Source organism: Streptomyces sp. NPDC004126 (assembly GCF_050275515.1).
In the GTDB taxonomy this organism is placed as follows: Bacteria; Actinomycetota; Actinomycetes; order Streptomycetales; family Streptomycetaceae; genus Streptomyces.
On the sequence record NZ_JBNNPF010000020.1, the window covers coordinates 68,663 to 89,848 of the forward strand.

The following is a 21,186-nucleotide window of genomic DNA, read 5'->3' on the forward strand; positions in this document are numbered from 1 at the left end:
GCGTCTAGAGCCAGTCGGTGTAGCGGGTGGGGGCGAGGTGAGCGTCCATGTCGGTGAGGACGTCACCCTTGACGACGGCGAACATGCCCGCTGTTGGGTCGGTGACGACGGTACGGTTGTCGCCCTTGTGAGACAGGGTGATCCGGCCCAGCTCGTCCAGGGGGAAGACCTCGGGGCCCCCGATGTTGTGGATGCCGTTCACCGGGTCGCCCGCGGCGACCTCCGCCACCGCGTTGGCCACGTCCTTGGAGGCGATCGGCTGGATCGGCGTGGGAGGCAGCCGGACGGTGTCGCCGTCGGTGGTCCAGGACAGGACAGCCTCCATGAACTCCATGAACTGCGTTGCCCGGACGATCGAGTAGGGGATGGGCCCGACGGCAAGGGCGCCCTCCTGGAGCACCTTGGCCCGGTAGTAGTCCAGCTCCGGCACCTTGTCCGCGCCGACGATCGAGAGGATGACGAAGTGGCCGATGCCGCTCTTCTGGGCCGCGGCCAGCAGGTTGTCCATCGAGGTCCGGAAGAAGGCCGGAGACGCTTCGTCGAAGGTCGGGGAGTTCGTCAGGTTGACGACGACGTCGGCTCTCGCCACCGCCTCCTCCACTCCCTGACCGGTGATGACGTCGACTCCGGTGGACTGCGAGTGCGGTACCGCCTCATGACCGGCGGCGTTCAGAATCTTGACGACCTGCGACCCGATCAGCCCGGTACCACCGATGACTGCGAACCTCATGACGTACCTCTCGTCGGGAGATGCACTGCAATACGGCACATGATCCCGATATCGGCGTTTGACATGAAGTAAGGGCCTGCGTCCGGTGAGCGTGTTGCCCAACCGGCCAACTCGCGCAGGCCCCCGCCGGGGCGGGCACCACCGCGCTGCGGACGTACGCCATATCGACCCGGCCCGAATCCCGAATGGCAACCGCTCCCGCATCTCCATGCCCTGCCCAACGGCCGGTACCGGCAGGAGACTCGTCCTGCGTGGCACCCGGGGGGCCGCCAGGCGGGGACAGCCAGGCTCCCGCTGTGGCAGGGCCCGGTCCTCCAGCGGGGGACCGGGAAACGGCGGGCGTCGACCGCAGTTCATCGTCGCAGGACCGGCGGGGCCCCAGGGCTCAGCCGGCGAAGTCGTGGATGACCCGGCGCGCCAGTACGGCACGCGCGGCCGCCAGCTCCGCCGCCACAGCCTCTTCCCTCTGCCCCGTGAACGAGACGAGCCCGGGATGCGGACCACCCGCGGCCGCGAGGCGTCGGCGCAGGTGCGTCGGGGGGTGGGTGGAGTCGACACTGTGCCCGCGTCGGGCGGCGACCCGCCTCAGCCGCTCGTACTCCCGCTCCGGCACCGACGCGAACCTGGCGGCCAGCCGCTCCCACAGCTCCCGCTCCGCCGCCTCGCGTGCCTCGCGGCCGGCCCGTCCGCCGTTCATCCCGGCGGCCACCGCCTCCCGTCGGAGCCCCGCGTCGACCGTGCCCGCGATCAGCAGCCAGTCCATCAGGGCGACGGCCGCGGCCGTCGAACCGACACGGGCCGCGCTCGCGTCGGCAAGGTACTCCGACCGCTGCGAGGCGCGCAGCGTCAGGGCGTCGAGCAGCCGCAGCAGCCCGAGGACCGCGCACCGGGGCAGGAACACGACCGCGTTGACGAACCGGTCCAGCAGACCCGCCGGCGGCGTCGGCGCCAGCAGGTAGTACCAGACCGACAGCGAGTGCAGCGCACCGACGGTGAACCCGGCCCGCCTGGTGTCCCCGTGGGCGAAGTGGCCCAGCTCATGGCCCAGCAGCGCGACCCGCTCCTGCGCCGTCAGGACCTCCCACAAGCCGAGCCCCAGGTACAGCACCCGGTGCTGCCGCAGCCCGTACGTGGTCACCCCGGCGTTGGCCGTCGGCTCCACGACCACAGCGCGCACACCACCCGTGCCGAGGGCTGCCGCGACCTCGTCGACCAGGCCGAAAAGCTCGGGGGCATCGGCCCGCGAAAGCACCGGCGCGTCCTTCGGCAGCCGCCCCGGCCGGGGCCGCAGGACGGCGGCGAGGCCTAGGAACAGCGCCCCCACCACGGGCTGCACACCGGTCTCCCAGCCCAGGACGATCAGGAGCACCCCGCCGACCGCCAGCAGCACGGTCAGGGAGTGCACCACCATGGACACGCCCTGCGCCAGCAATGCCGAAGCGGACGTACCGCGCGGCTTCCCCTGCTCCGGACCCCGCGCCAGCTCCGCCGCCAGCTGTTCCCCGTGCGTGTGCGCGAGGCGCCGGCGAAAGGCGGCGATCCGGCCGAGCTCGGGGTCCGGAGCACCCGGATCCACGTTCCAGTCGCACGCCGCGCACCATTCGACGTAGGTCTCGTCCACCGGCACCGATTCGCCGCACGCCGGGCACTCCCGGACCGGCGGCGCGGTGGACTTCCCGCTGATGACGCTCACGTTCCCCTCCCTCGCCGCAGGTCCCCCTGGAGCTGCGACCGAGGCAGCATAAGTGCCCGTCCGGTGCGAGCCAACCCGATTCCACCTGCGACAACGCAGGCCTTCGGGCCGGTCGGGGAGCCGCGCCGTGATCAGCAGATCGCCCTCGGAACACTCCGTGCGTACGTCAACACGCCGACCGTACTGGTGCCCTTTCTCAGACGGCGCCGACAGCCACCACGAGGGGCCCGGCCGCCGCAGGAGGGGGCTGCCGGGTCCGCCGGCCCGTCGACGGCCCGGTCGGCCACCGTCTCCGGTCGGACCAGGACGGCGTCCAGCAGACCCGGTGCGGTTTGACGCCGCGGAGGCGCCAACCGGATCCGGTTCAGCCGGTCGGGGCGTAGTCGTCGACGGCCATGGAGTCGTGCAGGCGCGCCGTCCCGGAGGTGAGGCGGAGCAGGGCGCGGGCTGGGCCCGGGGGCAGGGCCGCGACCAGGCGGGCGCCCGTCCAGCCAGCGGTCGACGTCCGGGTGCATACCGGTGAACGCGGCGTGCAGCAGCTCCTTCTGCCGGGGCACGCCACGGGGGTGCTCGGACTCGGGTACGCCTCGGAAGAGGAACAGCACCCTGGCGTCGCCCATGTGGCTCACGCCGTACATGCCGGCGGTGCGGCCGACACCGACGTGCAGGAGCAGCTCACCGTCGAGTCCGCGGGTGTTCGGCAGCGTCATCACCCCCAGATGGGCGCCGAGGGAGGTGCCGAAGCGGGCTTCGTCGCCGAAGACGAGTCGGCGCACGTTGGAGTGGAGGCCGTCCGCGCCGATGACGAGGTCGAAGCGGCGGGGGGCTGCGTTCTCGAACGACACCTCGCCGTCGGGCGAGATCGCGGTGATCGAGTCACCGAAGACGTAGGCGACGTCGTCCCGCGTGGCGTCGTGGAGGATCCCGGTCAGGTCGTCGCGCATGATCTCGACGTGCCGGCCGGACGTGGCACGGAAGATCCGGGAGAGGTCCGCCCGGACCGGACGGCGCGCGCCCTCCTGATGGACCGTCATCCGGCGGGTGCCCACGGCCCGCTCCTCGATGCGCCGGAGCAGGCCCATCCGCTGGGAGATGTCCATCGCGGGCCGGAACAGGTCGACCGCGTGGCCGCCGGTCCTGCGCGGGGCCGGCGCGCGCTCGACGACGGTGACGCAGAAGCCGTACCGGGTGAGCCAGTGGGCCAGGACCGGCCCGGCGACGCCCGCCCCGGAGACGAGGATCCGGACCCTCATGGGCTTCGTCCTTTCCATTCAGGCCCCCTGTACGGCGTGGAGTGCGGTGAAGGCCAGCAGGGGGGCGGCGGTGCGCGGTGGGTCTTCGAGGAGGGGCGAGTGGCCCAGGCCAGGCAGCAGCACGACCTGCGCACCAGGTACGGCGCGGTAGTCGGAGGCCGAGGAGGAACGCCACCTGCGGTCGTCCTGGCCGAAGACCACCAGGAGCGGCTTGCCGAGTACTTCCAGCCGGTCCGGCAGCCGGCGTTGCTCCAGGTAGGAGCGGGTGGCGGTCATCGTGGCGGTGAAGGTGTGACGGGTCATGGCGCGTACGTCGTCCAGCAGCTCGTCGGGGATCCGGTAGCCGGCCCGGCTGACACCGGTGCTCGCGAACGCGCGGAGTTGCTCGTCGGCCGGCGGCCACCGCGACGGGTCGATCGCGGCGGTCTCCGAGGGGACGAAGGCGTCGAGCCCGGGACCGGTGTTGACGAGTGCTAGGGCGGTGACCAGGTCGGGCCGCTCCTCGGCCAGGGCGGTGGCCACCGTCCCGCCGCTGGAATGGCCGACGGCGACGGCGTGCTCGACGCCGAGCCGGTCGAGGACCAGGCCGGCCCGGCGTGCCTGGTCGGGGAGCGCGTAGCTGCGGTCGGCGGGTTTGGCCGACCTGCCGTGCCCGAGCAGGTCGACGCGGATGACCCGGTGGGAGGGGCTCAGCAGCGGAACCATCGGGTTCCACGAGCGGGACGAGGAAGCGGACCCGTGGATGAGCAGGAGGGCGGGGGCGTCGCGCGGGCCGTCCTCGCACACGTGGATGTCGCCGTCGTCCAAGGGCAGCAGGAACGAGTGCTGCCCGGTGGCATCGGCGCCGTCGGCGCCGTCGGCACCGCTCGCTTTGAGGTCGTCGTCTGAAGCGGTCATGGTTCCACTGTCGGCGTCGCGCACGCCCGAGGATTGGACGAATGTTCCCCGGGCGCCGCGCCGTAGCATGGAACGATGCATGCGTTCGAGCACGGTGCGGTCATGTGGGACGTGGCGCGTCCGCGCCGGCCCAGCCGGCTGACCGGTGTCGGCATGGCCGGGTTCCGGGTCCGTGACCTGGACCCGCTCCGGATCGTCCCGCATCCCGCCGTGACGCTGCTCCTCGACTTCGGCGCCGGTTCACCCGTCCTCGACCACGATCGGGGGCAGCAGCGGGGAAGTCTCGTCACGGGGCCCGGGCTCGGGGCCGGAGGCGCGGTCCGGGCGTGGGGGCGGGACCTCGAGTGCGTCCAGGTCCGGCTGTCGCCGGTGATCGCCCGCGCGGTCCTGGGCTCCTCCCCCGCCGACCTCGACGGCGCGGCCGTGCCGCTGGACGACGTGTGGGGCCGGGGGGAGGCGTCGCGGCTCTGCGAACGGCTCGCCGGTCTCCCGTCGTGGCAGGAGCGCTTCGCGCTGGTGGACGTCCTGCTCGCCCGGCGGAGGGAGGCGGGGCCGCCGGTGGAGCCGGAGGTCGCGCAGGCCTGGCACCGGATCGTCGTCAGCCACGGTGCGGTTCGTATCGGCTCACTCGCGGCCGAGGTCGGATGGAGCCGTAAGCGTTTGTGGTCCCGCTTCTGCTCCCAGCTCGGTCTGCCACCGAAGCAGGCCGGGAAGCTGGTCCGCTTCGACCGTGCGGCCCACCGGCTGGTCGCGGGTGAAGGAGCGGCCCGGGTGGCGGCCGAAACCGGCTACGCCGACCAGTCCCACCTGCACCGGGACGTAGTGGCGTTCACCGGATCAACCCCGGCGAAGATGGTCGACGAGCCGTTCCTCACCGTGGACGACATCGCGTGGCCACCGCCTGGGCCGCCTGGCGTCCGCCGTGCCCCCCACATGCCGCCACCCCCGCCCCGCCCACCTGGCCCCAAAGCCCGGCTCCGCGCCGGCGGCGAAACTCCCGGGCACCTCGAACGGTCCGCCGCCCTCTGCCCGACGCCCCGCCGGACCGGAACCACCACCAGCCGGCAACCGCCCTCGGGCACCACCGGACAGCGGGACGTGGCCGCCTGCAACGGGCCGGCATGCGGCGGCGCCTGCCGGTGAAGCCCGTCGCTGGGACAGTTCCAGGGAATCAGGCCTGCCGTAGGTCGCGAACCGGAACGGCCGCGCCGCCTCCCACTCCTGATGGGCCTCGGCCGTCCGGCCCTCCCCGGCCGACGGCGAGCCGTGCCGCTCCTGGATCTCACGCGGCCGCGCCCGCGCGGTATCCGTGCCGCCGGCTCTGCCGATCAGTGCCCGCACTGGTACCGGTCGGTGCCGAGGAGGACGCCGGCGTCAGGCAGGTCAGGCAGGTCGGGCCACGGTGAAGTCCGTGAAGGACCGGGACCAGCCACTCGATGCCACCGGCAGCGTCCGGGTCGGCCTGGGCGGCCTGGAGCATCCGCTCGAACGTGCCGTCCGCCGCCCACCGCCGGAAGCGAGTGTGGAGGCCGGCCCACGACCCGTATCGCTCAGGCACATCCCGCCAGGCGACCCCGGTCCGGAACCTCCACACGATCCCGTTGTGGACCGTCCGGTCGTCCAGCCGCGGCCGCCCCGACGCGGGGCCGGGGCATCATCGGCTGCACGGGTTCCCCCTGGGCATCGGACAGTTCACGGCGGCGTGGCACCATCCCGCGATCCACAACCCAAGATCACTTCGACGACGGACCCTGGGGCCGTTCGAAGGCCTGGAGGACGCCGCCGACCGAGAAGCACAGGGCGCCGGTGAGCGTGCCCCAGTTGGCGATGTCGGTGTTGACCAGGCTTCCCGTGGCGGGCCGGGTGAAGGCGGCCAGTGCCGAGACCATGAAGAGCACCGATCCGAGCTGGTTCACCGCCACGACCCACCAGCCCAGGCTGCGTGAGCGCAGGCAGGGCCGGGAGCGGTGGCAGATCTCGACGAACGCGAGGTGCCCCGAGGCCAGGAACAGCAGGCATCCGATCACGTCGGGGGTCCAGATCAGCCGGTTGGTCTGCTGGACGCTGAGCCCCTGGAGGAAGGAGTCCAGCAGGTTGACGCCGAACACGAGCGTCCCCGCGAAGAGCGCGAAGGCGCTCAGCCAGGCCAGGCGCATCGGTTCGTACCCCCACCACCTCCAGCGGTTGGTGACCAGCGGGCCGCCACCCCGGGAGTGCTGGGGTGCGTTGAGGACCTGGAGCAACGAGGTGTAGCCCCCGGTGTTGAAGAAGAGGCCTCCCGCGAAGTAGATCGAGGCGCTCTCCAGCGGGTCGCCCGAGCCGAACTGGGCCACGGCCGCGCCGAGGGCGAAGTGGGCTCCGCCGATGACGAACGCGACCGAGGCGATGGCGTTGAGCCTGCGCAGCCGGCCGAGGGCCTCGTCGTCGGCCGCCGGGGACAGGGTGAGCGAGTCCCCCGGGCCGGGGACGGACAGCGCTCCGCGCCGGCGCGCGACCCGTGACTCCCAGACCACCGTTCCCCCTTCCGGGCGGTGCCAGGTGAGCCGGGTGGTGAAGGGTCCCGCGCCTTCGGCGCGCTGCTCGGGGTGTCCCACGCCGCGAGCGTAGCCCCGTGGGCGGCTCCCGAGGGGGAAGGCCCGCCGCGCGCGGCGGCGGTTCGGGGCGGGCGGCGGGCGGCGGGCCTACGGGGGTGGCCGGTCGATCAGCGGCTGCAACGCTCCGAACGACAGCGCGTCGGCCTCGATGTCCCAGACCACCGGCTCGCCGTCCAGGACCAGGCCGGCGGGGAGCTGCGCCTCGGCGGCGGCCACCGGGTCCGGCCACCGGTCCTGGACGAGCGCCCCGCGCCGGGTCTGCACCACCACTGACCCGCCCGGCCCGGACGAGGTGAACAGCGGCGCCCGGTGACCGAGCGCGTGCCACCGAGGCTTGAGCACCGGAGGTGCCGGGCCGATGGCTTCAGACGTCGATGGTCCTTCGCGCCTGGTCGACGAACTGGGTGCGCTTCGACAATGCGTGATCCAGAAACCGCCGCCTGGCACCTTGGGGGTCCGCTGCGGAAGGATCGCCGGCGCCCTGTCCAAGGGCATCTGCGCTGAGGGCAGCGACGCAGGCCGAGAGCGATCGAACCAGCTCCTCCGCCATACGGGCCAGCTTCTCCGGGCCTTCGATCTCTACCGTCGCCTGAGCATCGGCGAGGCCGCCACGAAGCATTTCCCGCGTGGCAGCCAGCCTTTCGCGAGCGGCGTTGAGGTCCGCCCCTGGCAGGGACAGCTCGGTGCTGATCTCCTTCAACAGCCTGTGCAGGTCATCCGCCTTGGCCGTGAAGACCGAGTACGCGTCGCGGCGAAGCTGACGGCGCCAATGCCGGTGCTCTGCCTTGACCTGCCGTTGAGCCGACAACCCTGCCACGCCGGCCGCGAGAGCAGTGCCCACCACTCCCACAGCCGCGCCTATGACTGCCGCAACCCCTGAGTCCATGGGGGGATTCTGCCGTCAGGGAGGCGCGCGCGAGGAGAGATCGCGGGCACCTGCCGAACGTCACTCCTCAGCCGCCGATCAAACCTCGATGGCGATGATCAAGGTTCGACGGCGCAGGACAGGAGCCCTGCACCGGACCGGTGACCGGGCGGGTCGCTCGCACATACATTCGAACACGTGTTTCCATTGGAGGGTGAGCACCCCGTTCCGCTTCCCCGAGGACCTGATCACCCTGCAACAGGCGTGGCAGCAGACCTACGCCGCACTCGCGCAGGCCCCCGCCGGGGCGGGCACCACCGTGCTGCGGCGGGGCGGGAGGCCGCGGCATGAGCCGGCCCATCGACGCCGCACCCCCACGGCGTGGATCACTCCGTCCGCAGGGCTCTGGCCGTTGGCGTCCGCGCGGCCCAGCCGGCCGGAAGCAGGGCGCCCGCCACGGCGATCGACAAGCCGGCCAGGGTCAGTGCCGCCAGGAGTGGAGGACCGTACACGTCGATGGCCGCCGGAGGGATCGTGGTACCGGCCGCACGGCCCATCGCCGGCATCACGCGGCCGTGCAGGGCCGTGCCCAGCGGCACGCCGACGGCTCCCGCGGCCAGGCCGATGACGCCGACCGAGGTGAAGACCTGGGTGACTGTCTGCCGGGGGGTCATCCCCAAGGCCTTGAGCACGCCGAGGTCGCGCACCCGGTCACGGGTGTCCAGGACCACGGTGTTGAGGACCCCCAGGCAGGCAACTGCCACCAGCATGAGCGTGAGCATCGCGATCAGGGCCTGCATCGCGCGGATCACGCTGGACTTTCCGGGTCCCGCGGCTTCGGCACGGGCGCCGAGCGGCTTCAGCGCGGCGTTGAGGTCGTCGACGTAGCGGCCGACGTCCGTGCCCGTGGTCAGCCTGACCGTGAAGTTGCCCGGCAGGTAACGGCCTTCCAGTGCGCCGACCGACGCGCGGTCGGTACGCAGGGCCATCCCCTCGTCGCCGAGGTCGAACACCTCCCCCACGATCCGCAGCCGGATGTCGTTCCCCCGCTCCGACACCGTCACGGTGGAGCCGACGTGAACGCCGGTGGCCTCAAGGAAGCGGGTGGCTGCGACGGCTTCGCCCGGGGCGGCGAACCAGCGTCCGCTCACCATGGTGTGGTCGGCGTCGGGCACCTCGCCCTGGTGGGCCACCAGTGGCACTCCGCCGTTCAGCCCGGCCACGGAGACCCGGGCACGGTCGGTCCGGTACCAGGAGGCGGTCTCCGGCCGGCCGGCGATGGCCGCGGCCACCGCCGCCGGGTCCGCCGGCTCGCGGGGCGGTGAGGGTGCCGGACCGTCGCCGGGGCCGCCCAGCGTGCGCACCGTGACGTCGCCGCCGCGGTCCGGGTCCCCGTCCCGTTGGACGGCGTTCAGCGTGGATCCCAAACCCACCGCGAAGGTGACCGCGAGCGCTCCGAAGGCGACGGCGGCGGCCATCGTCGCCGAGCGCGCGGGGCGGGCGAGGGGGCCCGCCAGGCCGAGACTGACCGGACGCGGCAGCGGCAGTCGGCCGAGGAGGTGCCCCGTCCGGCGCAGGCACCCGCTCGTGGACGCCGTCCGCCCCGCGCCGATCACCTGCGCGGTACGCAGCCGTGCCGCCCGCAGCGCGGGTGGCAGCGCGGTGGCCGCCACCACGGCCAGTGCTCCGGCCGGCACCACGAGGTCCACCCATACGGGGATCAGTACCGCCGCCGTCCCGTAGGACTCGGCCAGCTGCGCCATCAGGGGAACGGCCAGGATGTTGGCGAGCGCCACGCCGAGTGCGGCGCCCACCGCGGACGGGAGCAGCGCCTGGGCCACGTAGGCCCGGCCCACCTGGAGCGGAGTGAAGCCGAGGGCCTTGAGGATGCCGATCCGCCGGGTCGCGGCGCCGACCGCGCCGCTGACGACGATGCCGATCACCAGTACCGACATGGCCAGGCCCAGCACGGCGAAGGCGGTCACGAAGGGGATGTAGGCCGCCGTGTTCTCCTGGGCGGCCCGGCGTACGTCGAGGTAGGACTGGGTGCCGGTGACGGCGCCCGGCGGGAGTGCGGCGGTCACCGCGTCCGCGGCTCGGGTGACGGCGCCGGCGGTGTGCGGGCCGGTGAGCCGGTACAGCATCTGGTGGCCCGTCCGTTCCGGTGCGAGTGCGGCCAGTTGTCCGGGCAGGACCCAGGCATCCGCGCTCTCGCCCACGGACTCGGCGATGCCGACCACTGTCAGCCCGGTCCCGTCGGCGGCCGCCAGTCGTTCTCCGGGCCGCATCCTCGGGAGTCCCGCTCCCCTCTCCAGCACGATCTCGCCGGGCGCGGTGACCCAGCGGCCGTCGACGAGGTCGATCCGGTCCACTTCGCCGCCCGCCGGGGACCGCTCGACCACGGTCAGCGGTGGCGGCTGGAAGCCGGGCGGCAGTTCTCCCTCCGGACTCAGCCGTACGGAGGCCGCGTCGAACGGGCCTGCCACGGCTTCCACTCCGGGCACCCGCCCGGTCGCCGCGGCCTGCGTCCCGGACACCACCGAGGCGTCGAGCCGCACTGTCAGGTGGGCCCCCTGCTGCCGGGCGAAGGCCCGGTCGAAGGGAGCCTGCGAGGCGACCAGCAGCCCGCCGGCGAGCACCGCCGCGGCCACCGAGATGAGGGTGGTGAGCGCCATCACCGCGCTCTGCGCGCGCCTGCGCCCCACCCCGGCGCGCACCACGCGCCCGAGGGCGCCCGTCCGCCTCATCGCGCCACCGCCCTGACGTCGCGCGCGATGCGCCCGTCGACGAGCTCGATGGTGCGGGTCGCGCACGACTCGGCCAGCGCCAGGTCGTGCGTGACGAGCACGATGGTCTGCCCGTCGGCGTTCAGTCGGCGCAGCAGGTCGCGTACGTCCTCGCCCGAGACGTTGTCCAGGGCTCCGGTCGGCTCGTCGGCGAGCAGCAGTCTCGGACGGTTCATCAGCGCCCGCGCCACCGCGACCCGCTGCCGTTCGCCGCCGGACAGCCTGCCGGGGTGGGCCCGGGTGTGCCGGTCGATCCCGAGGTGTGCGAGGAGCTCGGCTGCCCGGGCCGCGGCCTCGGTGCTGGGCATGCCCGCGAGCTGGGCCGGCAGCAGCACGTTGTCCAGGACGGTGAGGTCGTCGAGGAGGTTGAAGAACTGGAAGACCATCCCGACCCGGGAGCGCCGGTACTTCGCCGACGCGGTCTCGGTCAGTTCGTCCACCCGCACTCCGTCGACGGTGACGCTGCCCGCGCTCGGCCGGTCCAGGCCGGCGATCAGGTTGAGCAGGGTCGACTTGCCGCTGCCGGAGGGGCCCAGTACGGCCAGTGCCTCGCCTGCCTCCACCCGCAGGGTGAGGCCGGCCAGTACCGGCGGGCCCGTGTCGTACGTCTTGGTCACCTCGTGCATGTCGATGAGGGGGTTGCCGGTCATGGGTCCTCCAGGGTCGGGCGGTCGTCGGGCTGCCCGTTCCGCTCGCCGGGCACGGCCCCGACGCTAGGAGCCGGCCTCCGGCAGGCGCGTCGGCCGCCGTGCGGAACTTCGGTACCGTGCCGGGAGGACGGCCCTCGCCGTCATCCGCGCGGCGTACGCCGCAGGTTGAGGGCGGCCGTCCTCCCGACTGATCCACGGCGGCGACCCGGCGGGCAGACTGGTCCGATGAGCAGACGAGACGCCCTCATGCGCTGGTCCCGCGCGCCGCGTGCCGCCGGGGCGCGGCCGCGGCTGCCGTACCGGTCCTGGGCGCTGGACGCGGGTATCGCCGTGGTGCTGGCGGTGGGCACGGTCATCGGCGACCTCAACCGGTCGTACGTGGTCGTGCGGATGCCGGAAGTGCCCGTACCGCCCGCTGAGCGGATCCCGTCGCTGCCGCAGCTGCCCCATCCGGTGCCGGCTTCGGAGCACCTGCTGCCCCCGGTCGAGCCCTGGGAGTTCGCGGCGGCCGTACTGACCGCCCTGCCGCTGCTGCTGCGTCGCCGGTACCCGATCACCGTCTACTGGGCCGTGCTGGGCGCGGCGCTGCTGCTGCACCGGGGTGAGGTCTCGGCGGACGCGACGACGTACACCTTCGCCTCGGGCCTGGTCGCGGCGTACAGTGCGGCCGTCCACGGCCCGCACCGCAAGGCCGTCGTGGCCTCCCTGCTCGCCGGGGTCGTGCTGTACGCGGCGTTCCCCCTGGTCCCGGAGGTGGACAAGGGACTGGTCCCGGTGCTGGTCCTGCTGCCGGTCGGCTTCGCGGCGCACGGCGTCCACATCTGGCGGCAGCGGGCCCGGGCACTGCAGGAAGAGCAACGGGCGGCGCTGCGGCGCGCCGTGGACGAGGAGCGGTCGCGGATCGCCCGGGAGCTCCACGACGTCGTGACCCACAACGTGAGCATGATGACCATTCAGGCCGGCGCCGCGCGCAAGGTCCTGGACACCGAGCCCGGCCAGGCGAAGGACGCGCTGCTGGCGGTGGAGGCGGCGGGGCGCTCCGCGATGTCGGAGCTGCGCCATGTGATGGGCCTGCTCACCATGGCCGCCGACGGCCCCGACCCGGCTGCCGGGGCGGACCTCGCACCGCAGCCGGGTCTGGACCGGCTGCCCGAACTGGCCGAGCGGGTACGGGCGACCGGCGTACGGGTGGAACTGTCGCTGCGCGTCTCGCCAGTCGGGCTGCCCGCGGGGGTGGACCTGGCGGCTTACCGCGTGGTGCAGGAGGCCCTCACCAACGCGGTCAAACACGCCGCGGGGGCCGCGGTGTCGATCGTGGTGGAGCAGGTACCCGGTGAGCTGCGGGTGGACGTGACCGACAGCGCCGGCCGCTCCGGACGAGCGGGCACGGGCGGTGGGTACGGCCTGGTGGGCCTGCGGGAACGGCTCGCGATGTACGGCGGTACCCTGCACGCGGACCGTCGTCCCGGCGGGGGCTTCCACGTCCGCGCCGTCATCCCGGTGGAGGTACCGTGACCGAGACACCCCGCGTGGTGATCGTCGACGACCAGGCCCTGGTCCGCACCGGCTTCCGGATGATCCTCGCCGCTGACGGCATCGACGTGGTGGGCGAGGCCCCCGACGGCGACGAGGCGGTCGCGGTGGTCCGGCGCACCCGGCCGGACGTGGTCCTGATGGACGTCCGGATGCCCGGCACCGACGGTCTGGAGGCCACGCGCCGGATCCTCCGGGGGGAAGGGCCCGCACCGCGGATCGTCATCCTGACGACGTACGACCTCGACCGGTACGTGTACGCGGCCCTCACCGCCGGGGCGAGCGGCTTCCTGCTGAAGGACGTCACTCCCGAGCACCTGGCTGCCGCGGTCCGGCTGGTCCGCGCGGGCGACGCGCTGCTCGCCCCGGCGATCACCCGCCGCCTGGTCGAGCGCTTCGCCACCGCCGACGAGCGCGCCTCGACCCTCCACCGGGACCTGTCCGCGCTGACCCCGCGCGAGCTGGAGGTCCTCGAAGCCCTCGCCCGCGGCCTCAGCAACGCCGAACTGGCCGTCCGCTTCGGCGTCAGCGAGGCCACGGTGAAGACGCACGTGGCCCGTGTCCTGGGCAAGCTCGGCCTGCGCGACCGCGCCCAGGCGGTCATCGCCGCCTACGAAACGGGCCTGGTCACACCGTCCGCCCGCCCGGGGAGGACCTGTCCGGCCTGACGAGCCGTGCTGCGGGCCACCGGCGCCCGGGGTGCTTCCCCCTGTCTGGGGATTGCTGCCGTCAGGGCCGCGTCCAGCACTCGAGGTCGCTCAGGGCCTTGGTGAAGGAGCCGAGCATCGGGCGCAGGTGGTTCTGGTCCAGCGGGACGAGGCCGTCGGTGTGCGCGCCGCCCTCCACCGTGATGTAGCGGTGCAGGCCGGCGCGGCCGGCGTCGGTGACCATGCGGTGGTACGCGTCGCCGAAGGCGGCCGGCGGGGTGAGGGCGTCGAGGCTGCCCTGGATGCTGATGAGGGGGCGGCGGATGTTTCCGGTGAGGGAGATCCGTTCCACGGCCTCGTGCACGGCCCGGGGGCGGGAGGCGAAGTCGTAGTCGGTGTCGCAGCCGGCCCCGGTGCCTGCCGGGCACTTGGGGGTGCCCGCCTGGGTGGGTCCGTCGTAGTCGGGGTCGAGTTCCTCGCGGATCACCCGCTGGAGGAGGTCCCACTGGTTGTCGTAGTGCCAGCGCCACTGGGGTTCGGAGCCCTTGGGGTAGCCGGCGGCGAGCAGGGCGGACTGGGCGCTCCGATCGCCCTTCTCGTAGCGGGGGTAGGCGCGCAGGGCGGGCGGGAGGGTGGCGAGGAGGCCGCCGTCGGGGGTGAAGGTGAGGGCGTTCCAGTCGAGGCCGCCGGTGTAGAGGTCGGGCCGGTGTTCGAGCTGCCAGCGGACGAGGTAGCCGCCCGCGGAGAGGCCGGCGGCGTAGGTGGAGCGCGGGCCGCGGCCGTAGTGGCGGCCGGCCACCTGCTGGGCGGCGACGGTGAGTTCGGTGACCCTGCGGTGCCATTCCAGGATGGCGTCCCCGGGCCGGTCCCCGTCCTTGTAGATCTCGGGGCCGGTGTTCCCCTTGTCGGTGGCGGCGTAGGCGTATCCCTTGGCGAGGACCTGGTCGCTGATGATCCGGTCGTTGGCGTACTGCCTGCGCAGTCCCGGCGGTCCGGCGACGACGAGTCCGCCGTTCCAGTGGTCGGGCAGCCGTATGACGAACTGGCTGTCGTGGTTCCAGTGGTGGTTGGTGTTGGTGGTGGAGGTGTCGGGGAAGTAGCCGTCGATCTGGATGCCCGGGACGCCGGACGGGGTCGTGGTGCCCGGAGCCTCCAGGCCCGCCCAGTCGTCCTGTTCCGTGTGCCCGGTGAGCCGGGTGCCCGTGGTGGTCAGATCGGTGAGGCGGGCGGAGACGGTGTGTTCGGCGCCGGGGACCTTGATGTCGGCGGGTCCGGTCCGGGCGGCGGCCGCCGGGGCGGTCAGGACGGTTGCCATCAGCAGGGGTGCGATGGCGAGGGAACGCAGCTGCATGAGTCCTCATCTCGTGCGGTGGTGATGCCGAGAAATCTAGGAACCGCAGGTCATGAAGGGTAAGTGCGCGGCGGCAGGGGTCTACGGGGCCGGAGGGCACATGACCTTCGGCCATGCTCCGCACTCCGGGGGCCGCGTGGCGGGGACGGGGGCGCGGGTCTGCGTAGGCTGCGGGGACCGTGTGTGCGCACGGGGTTTTCGAGGAGGTCCGTCCGATGCCGCGTCCCGTGCCCTGGATACCCGCCGTCCTGTACGGGGCGGTGCTCGCGGGGGGCCTCTACTACGCCGCCATCGGTGCGGGTTTCGACGCCCGCACCGTTGCGCGCCGAGTACATCTCCGACCTGCTGATGTTCGCCCTGGGCGTCGTACTGGCGCTGGCCACGGCGGCGGTCGCCGTACGGGAGCGGCAGGCCCGCGGCCAGCTGGAGGACACCCTCGCGCAGGTGGCGCAGCTGTCGGCGGCCCGCGAGCGCAACCGGCTGGCCCGCGAGATCCACGACAGCCTCGGGCACCATCTGACCGCGATCGGAATCCAGTTGGAGAAGGCCGAGGCGTTCGCCGCGCTCGATCCGGCCGCCTCCGCGCAGGCCGTGTCCCACGCCCGCTGGTCCGCGAACCGGGCCCTGGACGAGGTACGGGCCTCCGTGCGCACCCTCGGCCCCGAGGCGGAAGCCGAGCCGGTGGGCCTCGCCCGGACGCTGGCCGACCTCGTCCACCACCTGGACGGCGGCGCCCGCCGGATCTCCCTGGACGTGTCGGGTGTCGAGCGTCGGCCGCTGCTGGTGCTGTACCGGGCGGCGCAGGAGGGCCTCACCAACGCCTGCCGGCATTCGGGCGCGACGGAGATCGGTGTGCGGGTCCGCTACGACGGCCACGGCGCGAGCCTGTGCGTCACGGACAACGGCAGCGGTCTGCGCGGGGCCGAGGAGGGCTTCGGCCTGGCCGGGCTGCGGGAACGCGTCCGCCTGGCCGACGGGACGCTGGAGCTGTCCAGTTCGGACCGGGGCACCGCGCTCACGGTGGGGGTGCCGTGGTGAGCGGGCCCGTGGAGCGGGAGGGGGCGGACGTACGGGTCCTCGTGGTCGACGACCAGGACCTCGTGCGCGAGGGCATCGCCGCGCTGCTCGGCATCCAGCCCGGAATCGAGGTGGTGGGCAGTGCGCGGGACGGCGCCGAGGCCGTGGACGTGGCCGGGCGGTCCCACCCCGACGTGGTGCTGATGGACGTACGGATGCCCGGCATGGACGGGGTGGCCGCCACGGCGCTGCTGCGCCGGCAACTGCCCGGCTGCCGGATCGTGATGCTGACGACGTTCAACGACGACGAGTACGTCGGCCGGGCGCTGAGGGCGGGGGCGGTCGGCTACCTGCTGAAGAACCTGCCCGCGGCGGAACTCGCCCGGGCGGTCCGTCTGGCGCACGCGGGTGTCGCCCAGTTCGATCAGACGGTCCTCACCGCTCTGGCCGCCGGCACCCCTGCTCCGGACCTGCTGACGCCGCGGGAGACCGAGGTGCTGCGGCTCATTTCCGCGGGCGCCACGAACAGGGAGATCGCGGCCCGGCTGTACCTGAGCGAGGGGACCGTCAAGAACCACATCTCCCGTGTGCTGAGCCGGCTGGGCCTGCGCGACCGGACCCAGGCCGCGCTCTACGCACGGGACAACGGGCTGATCTGAGTGGCGGGGCGGCGCCGCCGATGCCGACCAGGAGGGGGCGGGGCCGGCTAGGTCCTGGTCCCGTCGGTGCACACGACCATCAGGGCGTCCAGGCGTACGGCGCGCTGCGTTCCGTTCGCGCCGAGGACGGCCTCGACGAAGTTGTTGTTGTCGCCTTCGCCCGTCCACTCGACCTGGACGAGCCGGTAGTCGCCCGCCGTGAGCCAGGGGGCGTTGCTGGCAAGCTGCTTGCCCTGGGGGGTCCAGACCCTGAGTTCGAACTGGAGGTCCTGGTCGGGCCTTACGTAGACGCGGGCCGTGCAGTAGCGGTAGGCCCTGTCGAACGAGGCCCAGGTGCCTTCGCGGGCCCACCCCTGGGTGGCGGAGAGCCGGCCGTTGCCCTGGCCGGTCAGGGCGGTACCGGTGCCGATCTCGAAGCCCGCCCGGCCGTCGCCGCCGGCGAGGCGGTCCCATGTGCCGATGTCGGATTCCTCGAAGCCGTTGTAGAGGCCCCGTGTGCCGGCGTGTGCCGGCGCCGCTGCCATCAGGGCGGCCAACGGCAGCAGGGTGAGGGCGGCGCACCTGGCGCCGATCCGCGCGCGCTTACGCATGGCTGTCGCTCCGTCGTCGTCCGGGTGGAAGCCTCGACCAGGCTCGCACCTGCGATCCGGGCACTCCAAGGCGAGAACACGCCGAAGTCGCCGACCTCAGGCCTCCTGGAACGACGCCCGGCCCCCTTCAGGGCTTGCCTGCTCGCGGCCGGCGAAGGTCATGCCGGCTGCCAGTGCACGGGCGGCGTCGGCGAAGTACTGCTCGTCCGCTCCAGGGGCGAGGCCGAGGATCACGCGCGTCGGGGTCGCCGCTCCACGCGGCGCCCGGGGCCTGAGGATCGTCCTGTAACCGCCGGTCGCGAGTGGGACGATGCGTCGCCTGGCAGAACCGGTCCGGCTGCTGCGGGGCGACGGCTCGTCCCGGGCGGATACTCCCTGGGGAGTATGTGCACCACCTGCCGAGGTGGGACGACCAGGGCGCCGCGCGGCGGCATTCTGACTGCCGGACCCCGGACACCAGGGCTCCGCGCCCACACCTTCCGCCGTGGTCCCACGCCGAATCCCTTCACGACGACCCGGGAGACGCCATGCATGTCATGCCCACATCAGTTCACGAGTCCCGCGCGGCCTCGCTCCGAGGCGCGGCCCCACGGCCCGACGCCTCCGGCCGCGACGTCCTGAGCCAGTACGTGCGCGGGCACGGCACGGCGATCGAACCGGGTGCCTTCCTGCTGCCCGTCGTCCGCTTCGGCGGCACGGCATGGCTGGTGGGGGCCGCGTTCGCACTGCTCGGCTCGCGCCCGACCGCCCCGGGGGTGAGCGCGTGACCGCCGCCTCGTCCGTACGATCGCGTCGGGCCCGGCAGATCCCCGTCGGCGCGGGCCTCGTGCTGCTCGCGTCCGCCGCCTTCCACACGGTCGTCCTCCTGCTCGCCGGCGGCCCGTGGGACGGACCCGTCTCCTGGCGGAAGCCGATCACCTTCGGGCTGTCCTTCGGTGTCAGCGTGCTGACCGTCACCTGGATCTGTCGGCTCCTCCCGATCACCGCGCGCACCCACACCCTCCTCCTGGGCGCCTTCACCGCGGCGTCCCTGCTGGAGACCGGCCTGATCACCCTCCAGGCATGGCGCGGCGTCCCCTCGCACTTCAACACCGAGACCACCTTCGACACCCTCGTCACGCGCGCCCTCGCGGCCGGCGGAGTCACCCTCATCGCGGTCGTCGTCACGCTCACCGCCGCCGCACTGCGCCCCCACCCGACGGTCGCCCCCAGCATGCGGCTCGCGCTCCGCGCCGGACTCGTGGCGCTCACCGGCTCCATGGCGGCCGGAGCCGTGATGATCGCCTACGGGCTGACGCTGGAGGGAGCGGGCCGCGCCGCCGAGGCCTACCAGGCAGCGGGCTTCCTGCGCCCCGCCCATGCCGTCACCATGCACGCCGTCCTGCTGCTGCCCACCCTGGCCTGGCTGCTGAGCCGTACCCGACGGCCGGAGGCGGAACGGCTGCGCCTGATCCGCATCACCGTCGCCGCGTACGGTGCCTGCGTAGCGCTGGTCACCGCTGCCGCAGCAGCCGGCCTCGACTTCGCCACCCCGGCCACCACAGCCGCAGTCAGCGCAGGCGTCACGATGGCCCCCGCACTGGCCTTCCTGGCACTCGGCGTATCACCGTACGTCCGTGGAAGCCGGGGTTCCACCACGCCCGCCCGGCAACCCGTGCCCGGGGGTCGGCGTCCGACGTGAGCCTCGGCCTGAAGGTGCCGGCGGGTGTCGACCGCTCCCATGGATCGGGGTGCGCGTCACCGACTGCGGTCCAGGGCTGTCCACCGAGATCTGCGCGCGAGTGAAGGCCGCGTACTGGCGCGTCGACGACCTGTGCGGCATCGGCTGCGACGCCGCCACCGCCGGGCCACTCGTGTGAAGGCCACTGCGGTCCTCCCGGTCCCCGATTCTCCGGCTGCCTACGCGTGTGCCCCGCCCCTCCCCGTGAGCGGCCGCGGCAGGCGCCGTTCAGGAGGCGGTGGGTACCGGCGCGTCAAGGCCGCGGACGGCGACGAGCTGTGCGCTGCCGTCGGCCAGGCGGTAGGACAGTCCCACCACGGCGAGGCGGCCGGCGGCCACCGCGTCGGCCAGGACCCGGGAGCGCTCCAGCAGCAGGTCCACGGTGTGCTCGATGTGCTCGGCCAGTATCTCCTCGGGCCTCTCACGTCCGGCGGCCCGGGCTGCCAGCACGCTCGGGGTCACCCGTTCGACCACGTCGCGGACGAAGCCGCCGGGCGTCTGCCCGTTCGCCAGGGCGGAGCATGCCGCGGCGACGGCGCCGCACGAGTCGTGGCCCAGGACGACGACCAGCGGCGCGTTCAGGACGCTCACACCGAACTCGATGGACCCGAGGACTTCCGTACCGGCGACGTGCCCGGCGGTGCGCACCACGAACAGGTCGCCCAGACCGCGGTCAAAGATGATCTCGGCGGCCAGCCGGGAGTCGGAGCACCCGAACAGCACGGCGAAGGGCTGCTGGGACGGTGCGGTCTCGGTGCGGCGGGCGGCGTCCTGATTCGGATGCTCGGGGGTGCCGGTGACGAAGCGCTGGTTGCCGGCCATGAGCAGCTCGAAGGCGTCACGGGGCGTCGGGGTCTGTATCTCGGTCATGTCCGCAGCCTACGAGCAGGTCCCGGCCGGCGCTCTGTCCGGTCCCGCCGTACCGGGCGAGGGGTGGGGTGTGAGCCCGGCCTCGGTGCAGGAGCCGTACCGCCCCCGCGGCGGACGTGGACCGGTGCCCTGGCAGCCGCAGGGCGTCAGGGGCACCGCTGCGATCGGGCTCGCTCATCTCGTGCTCCCCGGCCGGCCGTGAGCGGGTCCGCGTGGGGGGCGGGGGATGAAGCCGCTGGTGCGGGCCGCGTACTCGGCGTAGCCGGGGCGGTCTGCCATGTGCTTCTCCAGCAGGCGCTTGCCGCTGCCGACGGTGAGCAGCAGGGTCATGAGGACCGGGGAGACCAGGACGGCGAGGGCGGGCTGCCAGGCGGTGCAGGCGAGCAGGTAGAGACCCCACCAGACGAGGCCGTCCCCGAAGTAGTTGGGGTGCCGGGTCCAGGCCCACAGACCACGGTCCATGATCCGGCCCCGGTTGGCCGGATCCTCCTTGAAGCGTGCCAGCTGGTGGTCGCCGACAGCCTCGAAGCCGAGCCCGAGCGCCCACACCGCGATGCCGCAGAACGCCAGGGGGCCCGGCGGCCCGGTGCTGTAGGAGGCGGCCTGGACGGGCAGGGAGATCAGCCAGACCAGGGCGGCCTGGCCGAGGTAGACGGTGCGCAGCGCGTACCGGGTCGGGTTGCCGGGGGCTTTGGCGAGGAGGGCGGTGTAGCGGGGGTCTTCGCCGTGGCCGCGGGAGCGCCGTGCGATGTGGGCCGAGAGCCGCAGCCCCCAGACGACGGTCGCCGCGGCGGCGAGCAGGCGCCGGCCGTCGTCGCCGTGTCCGGCGGAGAGCAGCCAGGTGGCGGCGGCCACGGCGCTGAACGCAAGGCCCCAGGCGACGTCGACGATGCGGTGCAGGCCGCGGCGTACGGCGACGGCGAAGGCGGCGAGCAGCACCGCCCCCGCCGTGGCCGCGGTGACGGCGAGGTTCGCGGCGAGCGCGCCCCAGTCGGTGGCGTTCACGACGGGCTCACCGGTGGGTACCAGTGGACGGGTGTGGCCGGCACGGCCGACGTCCCTTCGCGGGTGGGCCGTACGGCGAGGATCCGGTCCACACCCATGCGGCGTTCGAAGGCGCCGCCGCCGGGTGCGTGGGCTCCCCGGGACATCTGCCGGACCAGTACCCGGCCTGCGGGGCGCAGCGCGTCGTGGAGCTTCGCGGCGAAGGCGGGGTATTCGGCGTCGCCGACGTGTTCGCCCGTCTCGACCGCGTCCGCCGGGCCGGCCCGGCTGCCGTCCCGGGCCCGTACGCGTACCGGGAGGGGGCCGGGGAGGAAGTGGAGCTCGGA

21 protein-coding genes and 3 pseudogenes are annotated in these 21,186 nt (G+C 73.4%); 8 read left to right on the plus strand and 16 right to left on the minus strand.

Going from position 1 to position 21,186, the window contains the following annotated elements; all coding sequences use genetic code 11:
• Positions 1-4: 4 nt before the first annotated feature.
• The 4 genes from ACQKM2_RS20310 to ACQKM2_RS20325 all read right to left on the minus strand — a co-directional run bounded on the left by ACQKM2_RS20310 (position 5) and on the right by ACQKM2_RS20325 (position 4,573).
• On the minus strand, positions 5-730 hold the full coding sequence (locus tag ACQKM2_RS20310) for an SDR family oxidoreductase (protein ID WP_427711512.1): 726 nt from the start codon (positions 728-730) through the stop codon (positions 5-7).
• Between the two features lie 385 nt (positions 731-1,115).
• Positions 1,116-2,423, minus strand: a complete 1,308-nt coding sequence (locus ACQKM2_RS20315) for a M48 family metalloprotease (RefSeq protein WP_427711514.1) — start codon at positions 2,421-2,423, stop codon at positions 1,116-1,118.
• A gap of 131 nt (positions 2,424-2,554) precedes the next feature.
• A complete protein-coding gene (locus tag ACQKM2_RS20320; RefSeq protein ID WP_427711515.1) occupies positions 2,555-3,676 on the minus strand; it encodes an FAD-dependent monooxygenase in 1,122 nt (373 codons plus the stop codon).
• A gap of 18 nt (positions 3,677-3,694) precedes the next feature.
• Positions 3,695-4,573, minus strand: a complete 879-nt coding sequence (locus ACQKM2_RS20325; protein ID WP_427711517.1) for an alpha/beta fold hydrolase — start codon at positions 4,571-4,573, stop codon at positions 3,695-3,697.
• A gap of 75 nt (positions 4,574-4,648) precedes the next feature.
• Here ACQKM2_RS20325 and ACQKM2_RS20330 point away from each other — a divergent pair.
• Positions 4,649-5,470, plus strand: a pseudogene (locus tag ACQKM2_RS20330) (helix-turn-helix domain-containing protein); the annotation flags it as partial.
• Positions 5,471-5,855: 385 nt separating this feature from the next.
• Here the strand turns inward: ACQKM2_RS20330 and ACQKM2_RS20335 are convergent.
• From ACQKM2_RS20335 to ACQKM2_RS20360, 6 genes and pseudogenes are all read right to left on the minus strand, one after another.
• Positions 5,856-6,203, minus strand: a pseudogene (locus ACQKM2_RS20335) (transposase); the annotation flags it as partial.
• Between the two features lie 103 nt (positions 6,204-6,306).
• On the minus strand, positions 6,307-7,167 hold the full coding sequence (locus ACQKM2_RS20340; RefSeq protein WP_427711519.1) for a hypothetical protein: 861 nt from the start codon (positions 7,165-7,167) through the stop codon (positions 6,307-6,309).
• Between the two features lie 87 nt (positions 7,168-7,254).
• Entirely contained in the window at positions 7,255-7,437 is a 183-nt protein-coding gene (locus tag ACQKM2_RS20345; protein ID WP_427711521.1) for a hypothetical protein, read from the minus strand.
• 94 nt (positions 7,438-7,531) lie between these two features.
• Positions 7,532-8,053 (minus strand): hypothetical protein, encoded by a 522-nt coding sequence (locus tag ACQKM2_RS20350; RefSeq protein WP_427711523.1) that lies wholly within the window; start codon positions 8,051-8,053, stop codon positions 7,532-7,534.
• A 365-nt stretch (positions 8,054-8,418) separates the two neighbouring features.
• A complete protein-coding gene (locus tag ACQKM2_RS20355; protein WP_427711525.1) occupies positions 8,419-10,779 on the minus strand; it encodes an ABC transporter permease in 2,361 nt (786 codons plus the stop codon).
• Positions 10,776-11,468 (minus strand): ABC transporter ATP-binding protein, encoded by a 693-nt coding sequence (locus ACQKM2_RS20360; RefSeq protein ID WP_427711526.1) that lies wholly within the window; start codon positions 11,466-11,468, stop codon positions 10,776-10,778. The genes ACQKM2_RS20355 and ACQKM2_RS20360 overlap by 4 nt, the downstream gene beginning before the upstream one ends.
• 225 nt (positions 11,469-11,693) lie before the next feature.
• Here ACQKM2_RS20360 and ACQKM2_RS20365 point away from each other — a divergent pair, with 225 nt between their 5' ends.
• Both ACQKM2_RS20365 and ACQKM2_RS20370 read left to right on the plus strand, forming a co-directional pair.
• Positions 11,694-12,983 carry a sensor histidine kinase gene (locus ACQKM2_RS20365; protein WP_427711528.1) on the plus strand — a complete coding sequence of 430 codons (1,290 nt, stop codon included), beginning with the start codon at positions 11,694-11,696 and terminating at the stop codon, positions 12,981-12,983.
• Entirely contained in the window at positions 12,980-13,669 is a 690-nt protein-coding gene (locus ACQKM2_RS20370; protein ID WP_427711530.1) for a response regulator, read from the plus strand. Before ACQKM2_RS20365 ends, ACQKM2_RS20370 begins: the two co-directional genes overlap by 4 nt.
• Before the next feature lie 61 nt (positions 13,670-13,730).
• On the opposite strand, the gene ACQKM2_RS20375 is transcribed toward ACQKM2_RS20370, so the two are convergent.
• Positions 13,731-14,999: a tannase/feruloyl esterase family alpha/beta hydrolase gene (locus ACQKM2_RS20375; RefSeq protein WP_427711532.1), complete on the minus strand. Its 1,269-nt coding sequence runs from the start codon at positions 14,997-14,999 to the stop codon at positions 13,731-13,733.
• Between the two features lie 294 nt (positions 15,000-15,293).
• Between ACQKM2_RS20375 and ACQKM2_RS20380 the strand changes: the two genes are divergently transcribed.
• Both ACQKM2_RS20380 and ACQKM2_RS20385 read left to right on the plus strand, forming a co-directional pair.
• On the plus strand, positions 15,294-16,037 hold the full coding sequence (locus tag ACQKM2_RS20380) for a sensor histidine kinase (protein ID WP_427711534.1): 744 nt from the start codon (positions 15,294-15,296) through the stop codon (positions 16,035-16,037).
• A complete protein-coding gene (locus tag ACQKM2_RS20385; protein WP_427711536.1) occupies positions 16,031-16,675 on the plus strand; it encodes a response regulator in 645 nt (214 codons plus the stop codon). Before ACQKM2_RS20380 ends, ACQKM2_RS20385 begins: the two co-directional genes overlap by 7 nt.
• 47 nt (positions 16,676-16,722) lie before the next feature.
• Here the strand turns inward: ACQKM2_RS20385 and ACQKM2_RS20390 are convergent, their stop codons facing one another.
• Together ACQKM2_RS20390 and ACQKM2_RS20395 are read right to left on the minus strand one after the other, a co-directional pair.
• Positions 16,723-17,265: a hypothetical protein gene (locus ACQKM2_RS20390; protein ID WP_427711538.1), complete on the minus strand. Its 543-nt coding sequence runs from the start codon at positions 17,263-17,265 to the stop codon at positions 16,723-16,725.
• A gap of 96 nt (positions 17,266-17,361) precedes the next feature.
• Positions 17,362-17,499: a hypothetical protein gene (locus ACQKM2_RS20395; protein ID WP_427711539.1), complete on the minus strand. Its 138-nt coding sequence runs from the start codon at positions 17,497-17,499 to the stop codon at positions 17,362-17,364.
• A 302-nt stretch (positions 17,500-17,801) separates the two neighbouring features.
• On the opposite strand from ACQKM2_RS20395, the gene ACQKM2_RS20400 reads away from it, so the two are divergent.
• The 3 genes from ACQKM2_RS20400 to ACQKM2_RS20410 are packed head-to-tail and all read left to right on the plus strand — an operon-like array spanning position 17,802 to position 19,124.
• A complete protein-coding gene (locus ACQKM2_RS20400; protein WP_427711540.1) occupies positions 17,802-18,032 on the plus strand; it encodes a hypothetical protein in 231 nt (76 codons plus the stop codon).
• On the plus strand, positions 18,029-18,946 hold the full coding sequence (locus ACQKM2_RS20405; protein WP_427711542.1) for a hypothetical protein: 918 nt from the start codon (positions 18,029-18,031) through the stop codon (positions 18,944-18,946). The genes ACQKM2_RS20400 and ACQKM2_RS20405 overlap by 4 nt, the downstream gene beginning before the upstream one ends.
• A gap of 49 nt (positions 18,947-18,995) precedes the next feature.
• Complete coding sequence (locus ACQKM2_RS20410; RefSeq protein WP_427711544.1) at positions 18,996-19,124, plus strand: hypothetical protein; 129 nt, start codon at positions 18,996-18,998, stop codon at positions 19,122-19,124.
• Between the two features lie 89 nt (positions 19,125-19,213).
• On the opposite strand, the gene ACQKM2_RS20415 is transcribed toward ACQKM2_RS20410, so the two are convergent.
• The 3 genes and pseudogenes from ACQKM2_RS20415 to ACQKM2_RS20425 form a co-directional block, all read right to left on the minus strand.
• Positions 19,214-19,855, minus strand: coding sequence for a carbonic anhydrase (locus tag ACQKM2_RS20415; RefSeq protein ID WP_427711545.1), 642 nt, complete (start codon positions 19,853-19,855; stop codon positions 19,214-19,216).
• Positions 19,856-20,029: 174 nt separating this feature from the next.
• Positions 20,030-20,860: a DUF1295 domain-containing protein gene (locus ACQKM2_RS20420; RefSeq protein WP_427711546.1), complete on the minus strand. Its 831-nt coding sequence runs from the start codon at positions 20,858-20,860 to the stop codon at positions 20,030-20,032.
• Positions 20,857-21,105, minus strand: a pseudogene (locus tag ACQKM2_RS20425) (hypothetical protein); the annotation flags it as partial. The pseudogene ACQKM2_RS20425 and the gene ACQKM2_RS20420, both read right to left, overlap by 4 nt.
• Positions 21,106-21,186 lie beyond the last annotated feature (81 nt).